The sequence below is a fragment of the Kaistia terrae genome (assembly GCF_026344005.1).
Lineage (GTDB): Bacteria > Pseudomonadota > Alphaproteobacteria > Rhizobiales > Kaistiaceae > Kaistia > Kaistia terrae.
The window spans coordinates 1-8205 of the sequence record NZ_JAPKNH010000024.1 but is presented as its reverse complement, the minus strand read 5'-3'; the positions used below and the strand labels follow the sequence as shown (position 1 = coordinate 8205).

Genomic DNA, 8205 nt, shown 5'->3' with positions numbered 1-8205 from the left:
CCGACAGCTTGTTGACGCCCGAAACAATCAACGCGTTCGGCGCCTGAACGGGGAGTTGGCGAATAGCCTGAAAGAAAACGAGGCCCTTCTCCACCAGAAGGATTTTCTTCTCCAGGAGGTCAATCACAGGGTGCAAAATAGCCTCGCTCTGGTTTCGAGCTTCCTGCGAATGCAGCGGCGCGGCGCGGGTGAAGAGGTGAAGATGCAGCTTGAGGAAGCCGAGCGTCGACTGATCGCCGTGAGTTTGGTCTATCGCCGTCTATATCTCACCGAGTGCATCTCCATTGTGGATCTATCGCGCTATCTGAGCGAGCTTTGCAGCGAGATTCAGACCGCGATGGACCCCAAGTGGGCAACTCATATCACCCTAGATTTCGCACCGGTTCTCGTCACAACGGATCGGGCCATTAGTGTGGGTTTGATCGTAAACGAGCTCATAACCAATGCTACCAAATATGCCTATGGCGGAGCTCCAGGCCCATTGAGCGTCGTGCTAGAGCAGCACCGGAAAAATCTGAGAATAGTCGTCTCGGATCATGGTGAGGGGAAGGGCAACATAACCAAGGGAACCGGCTTCGGTTCGCGTATGTTGGAGGCACTAGTCGAGCAGTTGCATGGCCACATAGAGTACGTCGACAATTCTCCTGGCCTACGCGCGGTCGTGGCATTGCCCGTTCAAGCCCCGAACAAACCGTCGACCGTTTGAGGTGGCCACTGCGGATGATCCAGCCATGTCGGGATCAGCGGCAGTAAGGCAAGGAGAGCCCGTTGAGGGCCCTCCTATAATAGCTTGAGGCAGGAACTAGCTCTTGGAAGAACCGCCGCGCGACGAGGAGTTACCACTTTTGCTCTCGGCGCCAGAACCAGACTTAGAACCCTTGGCGTCATCGTTCTTATGGCTTTGACGCCCTGCTTCCGCATGCTGCTCCGGTGTGCCGCCACGCGTGGATTTGCTGCTGGCCGATTTGCCGCCCTTGGTTTCCTCGCTCTTCTGGGTCTTGCTCCCGGGAACGCTCTTCTTATCGTCGGAACCACTGCGATTGCTCTGCTGATTAGCCATTGTATTCTCCACTGGAAGTCGAATACTGCTCATATGCAGCGGAATTAAAACAAGTATCCCCGTGATTGGTTGCTCTTATTAGTCATTTTTTTGGAAGCTCATCTATTGGTTGCACGGGCAATTAATTGCATTTTCTATTTGGAAAAAATCGCAAGGCAAATTGATTGCGATGGAACCAATTTCCAATCATGAAATTCGCGCGACCTGCGAGCTACGTGGTGCTCGCATTACACAAATCGGTTCTTGTCGATTGAAAGTCTTGTCGAGCGTGGGGAGTAGAGTTGATGGATTTTAGCCCCGGGGTCGAGACTTCTAACACACGCTCTTCCACACTCAGCACTTTGGCTAAGGCCGCCTGCTCATCGGGCAGGAGTTCCGATCCCCGCTCGGCTAACATCAGCAGGACCAGGTCGACCCCCGATGCATCACTAAGTTCCGTAAAGGAAAGACCTCGCCATTCCCGCAATGCCCTCAACATGGAATTGCCCTCTGACAGAGCCTTAGCCACGCTATAGGGGAGATACCCAACTGAGGTGGGGGTGTTGTTATCCTGGGACATGTGTTGGCTCCGCTCGTTGATGGAACGGTCAATAACGAGAGGAGCGGGAACCAGTTCCCTCCGTCAACCAGCCTGTCCACCCGCCGCGGGTCTTCGCTCTCGCTGTTTCCTATGGATCCCTTAAGAAGCTCAACACGTGCCGTGACAGCTCTGCGGCCTCGGACGCACTGCTTCCGCGCAGCGCTGCTGCTTTGCGGTCAGTGCCATAAGCGTGTAACTCATTCCCGAGCGGAATGTTGGGCCCGCCTGAAAGGGAATACTCGTGACAGCGGTTTCAGCTTGGCTTGCGGTCGATGGGTGTATCGCAGCGGCGCGTGAAAGGATCTGGTCTGCTTACGGTCAGACTTCTGCAACAGTCGGAGCTTCAAACAAATGCCGTTTGTCGGGTAGGATTACGGCGCTAGAGGAGATGCTCGAGGTTTTGATCCAGGAGCGCGAAGCTCTGGAATTATAGCGTCGCCTGATGGGCGGCCAATTCGCCGGAGGCGGGCTGCGGCGTGCACGCAGAAGGGCCTCTTTCCCAAGTCAGGCGAGACTTCTAGCCGTTCTCAGTGTGGCTGCTCTGATCCTCTTCACCAATTCGTGCTCGTGGTGCGGCCGATATCCGAGACTGGAGATCGACGAGTGGCTAGGCTCGTAGGGTTCAGGAGAACCAAATATGTGCGAGCTCGCTACCGTTTACACCACTCGACACGCCCTTAGCCGCGGCATCCAGAAGGTGGCGGGGACAATCAGTAGCGACTACTTCCGCCCCCTAGGCCGCGTAGTCTTTAATTCCTACGCTGGGGAAGGCAGAGAATGGCACCGGACAATGGAAGGCGCCCTTAATCGCGCTGAGCAGATGCGGGCGCAGAAGCTAAAATCATTGCTGGCGCAGATGGGCAAGTTGAAGAAGATCAATTTCACGAAGCACATGGCAAAGGCCGAGCCAATGTTTGAAGCTTTTCGGCGAGGGCAGAAGCCGAATGCCATTCAGCGAGTCAGCCGAAACCACACGCGGCGTTTTGATGACGGCGTCTAGAAGACCAGCTAGCTGGGACCAAAAGCCCGCTACCAAGTCCCACAGGCGATTTGCGGCGATGCCGGGCTCTGCTATGGCGTGCGTGCAGGTGCGCGGCGCGAGTGAGGCATATTTAAACCTGCCTATCAGGCAGGTTATGAACGAGACCGCTTAACGTGGGCCACGGCCATATTTGAGACGCTCCTGCCGAGGAAATTGTGGGAATTTCCCAGGTTGGCTGAATTTTTCCCTTTCTGGGAAAAACGTCCGTCCAGTTTTGGACGCATGCTGATAGCCCGGAATTTCCGATGTTCTCCGATAACCTGTGCCTCGCTCAGGTTCTGGCAACTGCTGGCGGGCCTCAGACCTGCAGGTGCGGAGCATCGCCGGGTTTCCCGGCAGTGATGACCCGGCCGAACCCATCGCCTGATTTCGGCTGACGATACGTTCATCACTCGTTCAGGTAGTTGCGGGTAAATTATGCTCGTTAACGTCAACTGAGAAATACCTGGCCGAGAGCCGGGCCTGAGGGGGAATGTATGAACAGATTCATTCGTACGGCTGTTGCGACGATTTCGCTGACGATGATGTCAACGGCGGCCTTCGCACAGTGCATGATTTACTCTGAGCCCAACTATCAAGGCGCTCAGGGCGTCATCCAGCCGAACGACTACGTGAAGTTCTTCGAGGGCGGGGAAGGCAAGTCCCAGCACAAGGGGTCGGAAGGCGCCAGAACGTTCACCGATGTGAGTTGGCGCGACAAGATCGGTTCGACCAAAGTGACGAACGGGTGTAACCTGGTTACTTGGGACAAGGCCGAGGGAAAGACAACCCACCGGCGCTACATGGTCGATTCTCCTGAAATGATTGCGAACATGCAGAAGAACGTGGCCACTGAAGCGGCCGCTGCACTCTGCCTGTGCAAGTAATCCCAGAACATGGTTGATCGGCCGCGGCGTTCAGGTTGGGCGCCGCGGCCTTCTTCGTAGACAATTAGCCGATGGAAATAGAGGCGGCACCCGCGCCAGTCCATCACGCGCTCCACCCTCCATCCGCGCTTGCCCACAGGCAGCGCCGTCGAGGTCCCGATGGAACCATAACAGGCCGAGCAGTGAGATAGCCGTGGGAGGCTAGCCGGCCGCCTTGTCATCATTCTTGCTGTCTTCGCTCTCCGTCCCGGGCTTTTTGCTTCGCTCCCACTCCTCGGGGCCGCTTCCGACGATATCGCCCAGCCCCACCACATCTGGCCCACTGACGAAACCGTCGCGCTCCCGATCCGGAGGTTGGGGAACCCCATCTTTGTGGCGGAACATCGTGCCCGGGCGTGGCCCCTTGGGCTCGCCATAGACAGGCGGTTGGCCCTGAACGTGAGAGTCGAGCTGCTGGTGGCCTTCCGGCTCGTTGCCATCGGCCAAATTGGGTTTGTCTGTGTTCATGCCTGAGCTCCTTTGCCGTGGAGCTAACGGACGCAAGCGGCAGATTGTTGCGGGGGTGCCGATGTTTGCCTATCCGTCCGCGTGCCAAAAACCTTTTCGCGGCCACTTCGCATCTTTCTTTCTCGACCTGCGTTAGCGTTGCGCGTAGCGCCGAGAAATCCGATTGTGGCCACCAGATAGGGTAAGCGCCTAATGGCAGGACAGCACATGACACTCGAAGAACTGTACCGACTGCTCCGTAGCGGTCATGTGCAGACCCAGGGCATTGTCGATACTCTCCAAGAGCCGCTCGTCGTTCTCGACAAATCGTTCGTAATTCTCAACGCTAATCCCTCGTTCTATCGAACCTTCGATACCGATTTAGAGAGCACTGTGGGGCAGAGTCTCTTTGAGCTCGGAGATGGCCAGTGGGATATTCCGGAGCTGCGAGAACTGCTGTCAGAGGTTGTGCCGAAGACCACAGCGGTCCTCGGATATCAGGTCGATCATGACTTTCCCGGTATTGGCATGCGCTCCATGCGCGTGACCGCTCGCCAGCTTTTAATTCCCGGCAACAACAGCACCCAAATGCTGGTCGTGTTTGAAGATGTTACCGCCAGGGAGAGGGAGGACGCTGCAAAGGACATTTTGATCGCCGAAACTCGCCATCGAATGAAAAACCTGATTGCATCGGTCAAGGCCATTGCCCGTCAAACCGAAGTTAATGGGGTAACAGGAGCTGAGTATCGCGATAATTTTATAGGCCGAGTGGACGCTCTTCTAAACGCGCAGGATTTTATCTCGTCGAACGGCTCAAATGCTGACTTGGCATCTCTGTTGAACCAGTCGCTATCGCCAGTCGCAGGGACCCGCGCCACCGTCATTCCGGGCCCGCCGGTTAGCCTGTCGGAAAGCCAAATCCTGCCGCTGTCGATGATCCTGCATGAACTGGCGACGAATGCGCTGAAGTATGGCGCCCTATCCGCAAGCACCGGTATCGTTCGCGTTGCCTGGCGCACGGAACCTCACGAGGGCAACACGCGTTTGGTACTGCTCTGGCAGGAAGAAGGCGGGCCTGAAGTGATACCACCGAAACGCAAGGGGTTCGGAACCCGCCTGATTGACTACAGCATTCGAGCGGAGGGAGGCAGGGCCATGTTTGATCACGATCCGGCCGGATTGCGCGTGCAGATCACGCTACCGGTGCAGCAGTAGGTCCTTGTGGAAAATCCCAGATCAGCATCTCGGCCGTTCGTAATTTTGATCGTCGAAGACGAGTATCTAGTCGCGATGGAGTTGGCGCAGATTCTGGAGGACAGCGGCTATATCGTCGTAGGCCCCGCAGCGACGGTAGCCGCAGCATTGGCCCTGCTGAAGACCACTTCGCCCAGCGCGTGCGTGCTTGATGTCAACCTGCGGGGGGAAGTCAGCGCTCCAGTGGCTTGGGCGTTGAAGGAGCGGAATGTCCCGTTCATCCTCTCGAGCGGCTACAAGCAAGAGACCATCGACAGCGAAGCTGCCTTTGACGGTGTTGCCAATATTGGGAAGCCGGCACAGCCAGACCATTTGGTGTCCGCGCTCGCCGATCTGTTGGGACGCTAAGCCGAAGCGTGGATGACGAAATCCCTAGCTTCGGCTCCCGTCTCAAAGCGGGGCCCTATGGGCCCGCAGCCAGCACGGGCAAGAGCCGGCAAGCAAGCCCTGTAGGCGATTTGCGGGGAGGGTGGCTTCATCTCTGCGTGCCGGCGCGGCGCGTTTGATGGGCCTGAAGTCTGCGGTTCAATAGGCAGGTTACGTCGTCCATTTCTTAGCGGAACCTAAGCGCCGCTTTTTTGTGTAAACGGTATGACCCTCAAAACTATCCTCCCGCTTCTCGCCGCCAGCCTGCTAGCTGCATGCATTCCAGCTGGTCCCGTAGGAAACGCCTGTGTTCCCCAGCCGGCCAAAAGCGTTGAGCTTGAACGCTATCTCGGCCGATGGTTCGAGCTCGGCCGATACGAAAACCGCTTCGAGCGCAACTGTGAAGCGGTTACAGCGGACTACAGTTTGCGCGATGACGGCATGGTCAGGGTGGTGAACACCTGCCGCGAAGGCGGTGTGGATGGAAAGAAGAAGGTCGCAGAAGGCCGCGCCAAAGTGGTGCCAGAGAGTGGAAATACGAAGCTGAAGGTATCCTTCTTCGGGCCATTCTACGGTGACTACTGGGTTCTCGATCATGGTCCCGACTATGCATGGTCAATTGTCGGTGAGCCGTCCGGCCGATATTTATGGATCCTGACCCGCACCGCTAAACCATCCGAGCAAATTCGCAAGATGCTGAAAGCTAAGGTTCAGTCGCTCGGATATAACGTAGGCATGCTGCGTTGGACCCAACACTGAGACATATGGCGCACCGAGCCTTAGATGCTGTTTACCGCGCCAGGTGACGCCGCTGACGGCGTTTCAGTGCTGAATGCCACCGAACAGCCGGTACCCCCGGGTGCCTGCCAGTGGACTGCGTTGACAACTTTCATCGCGAGGTTTGCCGGTTAGTGGGCGCTATCGGACGATCCTAGTCGTTGGAAGCGGTCTCATCTTCACACGCCGGCTTAGTGTTATGTTCATCGCCAAGGCCGCCGTCGAGCGCTTCATGCGGGAAGCGGTCACCGAGGTCTGGAAGGAGGAGGCTAACGATGAGTAGGCTCGAATTCCACACCGACGAGGACGAGATCCCTGACGATGACTCGGACGGCGCCACCCACGTGTATCTCTACGGGGCCCGGCCAAAGCGGATCTGCTCTGCTTCGATCGGGGGAACCCTCGACCTCGCCGTCCGACGATTGGGTGTCGGAGTCGACCCGATCGCATTCGACTTCCTTTCCATCGCCATGGGCGCCACCGTGGCCGACACCTTTATTGATCGATCGATTTATTCTGGAAACGGGTGGTCCCGCGAGATGGCCTTGCAGATCCCGCTCGCGCGGCCGAGCGCCTGGCATGCCATCGTAGAAGAACTGGAGCAGGCCCTTAACTTCCTGAGCGGAGACCAGTGGCAGCTTTCCTTCACCGACTGCGGCAAGGAACCTCCAACAAGGAGGCGATCCTGCGCCGTCACCGGTCTCACATCGGGATTGGATCCGCCGACTGCGTCTGCCTGTTCTCCGGCGGGCTGGACAGCCTGATAGGCGCACGTCAATAGTTGGACCGAAGCAGGACTCCGCTGCTCGTCAGCCATTCATACCGCGGAGACCAAAGCTATCAGCGATACCTCGCTCCCCGCCTCTGGAAGAAGCTCCCCCGGTTTGCGGCGAACGCCAATCCCCTGTTTTCGGGGGAGAACAAGAACGACCCCAGCATGCGGACGCGAAGCCTTGGATTCCTAGCATACGGGGTGGTCGCTGCCAGTGCGCTCAGGGCGAAGGGCCCCTCGGTCAGTCCTATCGAACTCTTCGTTCCTGAGAACGGCTTCATCGCCCTGCATGCCCCACTTACAAGGCGAAGGATCGGTTCTCACAGCACCAGGACCAGGACCACCCATCCCGAATTTCTTGGACGGATGCAACCAATCTTCAACACGATGAACCTTCCGGTCCGCCTCGAGAATCCCTATCGCCATATGACGAAGGGCGAAATGCTACTCGACCTGGCCCCAGACGAAGAACTCGAGGGTACAACGGTCGCAACGGTTTCCTGCGCCAAGTGGAAGCGGAAGAGCCAGCAATCCGGCCATTGCGTGCCGTGTCTCATTAGGCGAGCCGCATTCGCAAAAGCTGGGATAACCGACACCACGGCCTATCAATACAAGGATATCGGCCACGCCTGGGACCGTACCGATATTCGCTATGACATCATGGCGATGCTGGTCGCGGTCGGTCGTAACCGATTGTCAGTAGCGTCTGCTTTTCAGACGGACGGGAAGTCTCCTCAATAACTCTATTGGGGGCGCAAAGCGGACTGCCTGTTATGGGGCCGAGTCCGGTAAGGTCGCTTTTCGGCGAATACCGCGAACAGCCGGCATTTCTGGTTTCGAGAGATGGTGCAGCACCAGGTCTCGTGGTGCCAATACAATGTCGAGTGTTGCCGGTGCAGCCTGGATCGTCGGCTTGGAATGCTCGAACACGTCGCGATCAATCCTGGGCGAGACAAGCTTATCTCTATCATACGATCCGCTTCGGGAAGTCCTATACAGCAA

12 protein-coding genes are annotated in these 8205 nt (G+C 57.3%); 8 read left to right on the top strand and 4 right to left on the bottom strand.

The features are described from left to right. Nucleotides 1–706, top strand: a 706-nt coding sequence (locus OSH12_RS26030; protein ID WP_266346556.1) for a sensor histidine kinase, incomplete at its 5' end; no start/stop codon positions are given. Nucleotides 707–802: 96 nt separating this feature from the next. Here OSH12_RS26030 and OSH12_RS26025 read toward each other — a convergent pair. Beyond that, nucleotides 803–1060: a hypothetical protein gene (locus tag OSH12_RS26025; RefSeq protein ID WP_266346555.1), complete on the bottom strand. Its 258-nt coding sequence runs from the start codon at nucleotides 1058–1060 to the stop codon at nucleotides 803–805. 211 nt (nucleotides 1061–1271) lie between these two features. After that, entirely contained in the window at nucleotides 1272–1619 is a 348-nt protein-coding gene (locus OSH12_RS26020) for a helix-turn-helix domain-containing protein (protein WP_266346554.1), read from the bottom strand. 658 nt (nucleotides 1620–2277) lie between these two features. Here OSH12_RS26020 and OSH12_RS26015 point away from each other — a divergent pair. Further along, complete coding sequence (locus OSH12_RS26015; protein ID WP_266346553.1) at nucleotides 2278–2640, top strand: hypothetical protein; 363 nt, start codon at nucleotides 2278–2280, stop codon at nucleotides 2638–2640. Between the two features lie 518 nt (nucleotides 2641–3158). After that, nucleotides 3159–3548, top strand: coding sequence for a hypothetical protein (locus OSH12_RS26010; RefSeq protein ID WP_266346552.1), 390 nt, complete (start codon nucleotides 3159–3161; stop codon nucleotides 3546–3548). A gap of 201 nt (nucleotides 3549–3749) precedes the next feature. Here OSH12_RS26010 and OSH12_RS26005 read toward each other — a convergent pair whose 3' ends face one another. Beyond that, nucleotides 3750–4055: a hypothetical protein gene (locus tag OSH12_RS26005; protein ID WP_266346551.1), complete on the bottom strand. Its 306-nt coding sequence runs from the start codon at nucleotides 4053–4055 to the stop codon at nucleotides 3750–3752. A 207-nt stretch (nucleotides 4056–4262) separates the two neighbouring features. Here OSH12_RS26005 and OSH12_RS26000 point away from each other — a divergent pair, with 207 nt between their 5' ends. The 5 genes from OSH12_RS26000 (at nucleotide 4263) to OSH12_RS25980 (ending at nucleotide 7944) form a co-directional block, all read left to right on the top strand. Continuing rightward, nucleotides 4263–5249 (top strand): sensor histidine kinase, encoded by a 987-nt coding sequence (locus tag OSH12_RS26000; protein WP_266346550.1) that lies wholly within the window; start codon nucleotides 4263–4265, stop codon nucleotides 5247–5249. 45 nt (nucleotides 5250–5294) lie between these two features. After that, the gene (locus tag OSH12_RS25995) at nucleotides 5295–5636 is read left to right on the top strand and encodes a response regulator (RefSeq protein WP_266346549.1); all 342 of its coding nucleotides are present in this window, start codon (nucleotides 5295–5297) and stop codon (nucleotides 5634–5636) included. 243 nt (nucleotides 5637–5879) lie between these two features. Then, nucleotides 5880–6413: a lipocalin family protein gene (locus OSH12_RS25990; protein ID WP_266346548.1), complete on the top strand. Its 534-nt coding sequence runs from the start codon at nucleotides 5880–5882 to the stop codon at nucleotides 6411–6413. A 293-nt stretch (nucleotides 6414–6706) separates the two neighbouring features. Next, nucleotides 6707–7195, top strand: coding sequence for a hypothetical protein (locus tag OSH12_RS25985; protein WP_266346547.1), 489 nt, complete (start codon nucleotides 6707–6709; stop codon nucleotides 7193–7195). Between the two features lie 209 nt (nucleotides 7196–7404). Further along, nucleotides 7405–7944: a 7-cyano-7-deazaguanine synthase gene (locus tag OSH12_RS25980; protein ID WP_266346546.1), complete on the top strand. Its 540-nt coding sequence runs from the start codon at nucleotides 7405–7407 to the stop codon at nucleotides 7942–7944. A gap of 30 nt (nucleotides 7945–7974) precedes the next feature. Here the strand turns inward: OSH12_RS25980 and OSH12_RS25975 are convergent. After that, a partial coding sequence (locus tag OSH12_RS25975; protein ID WP_266346545.1) for a hypothetical protein occupies nucleotides 7975–8205 on the bottom strand: 231 nt, incomplete at its 5' end.

Coding starts and splice junctions, on each gene's coding strand:
- OSH12_RS26025 (WP_266346555.1), bottom strand. CDS start 1,060: ATGGCTAATCAGCAGAGCAATCGCAGTGGTTCCGACGATAAGAAGAGC.
- OSH12_RS26020 (WP_266346554.1), bottom strand. CDS start 1,619: ATGTCCCAGGATAACAACACCCCCACCTCAGTTGGGTATCTCCCCTAT.
- OSH12_RS26015 (WP_266346553.1), top strand. CDS start 2,278: ATGTGCGAGCTCGCTACCGTTTACACCACTCGACACGCCCTTAGCCGC.
- OSH12_RS26010 (WP_266346552.1), top strand. CDS start 3,159: ATGAACAGATTCATTCGTACGGCTGTTGCGACGATTTCGCTGACGATG.
- OSH12_RS26005 (WP_266346551.1), bottom strand. CDS start 4,055: ATGAACACAGACAAACCCAATTTGGCCGATGGCAACGAGCCGGAAGGC.
- OSH12_RS26000 (WP_266346550.1), top strand. CDS start 4,263: ATGACACTCGAAGAACTGTACCGACTGCTCCGTAGCGGTCATGTGCAG.
- OSH12_RS25990 (WP_266346548.1), top strand. CDS start 5,880: ATGACCCTCAAAACTATCCTCCCGCTTCTCGCCGCCAGCCTGCTAGCT.
- OSH12_RS25985 (WP_266346547.1), top strand. CDS start 6,707: ATGAGTAGGCTCGAATTCCACACCGACGAGGACGAGATCCCTGACGAT.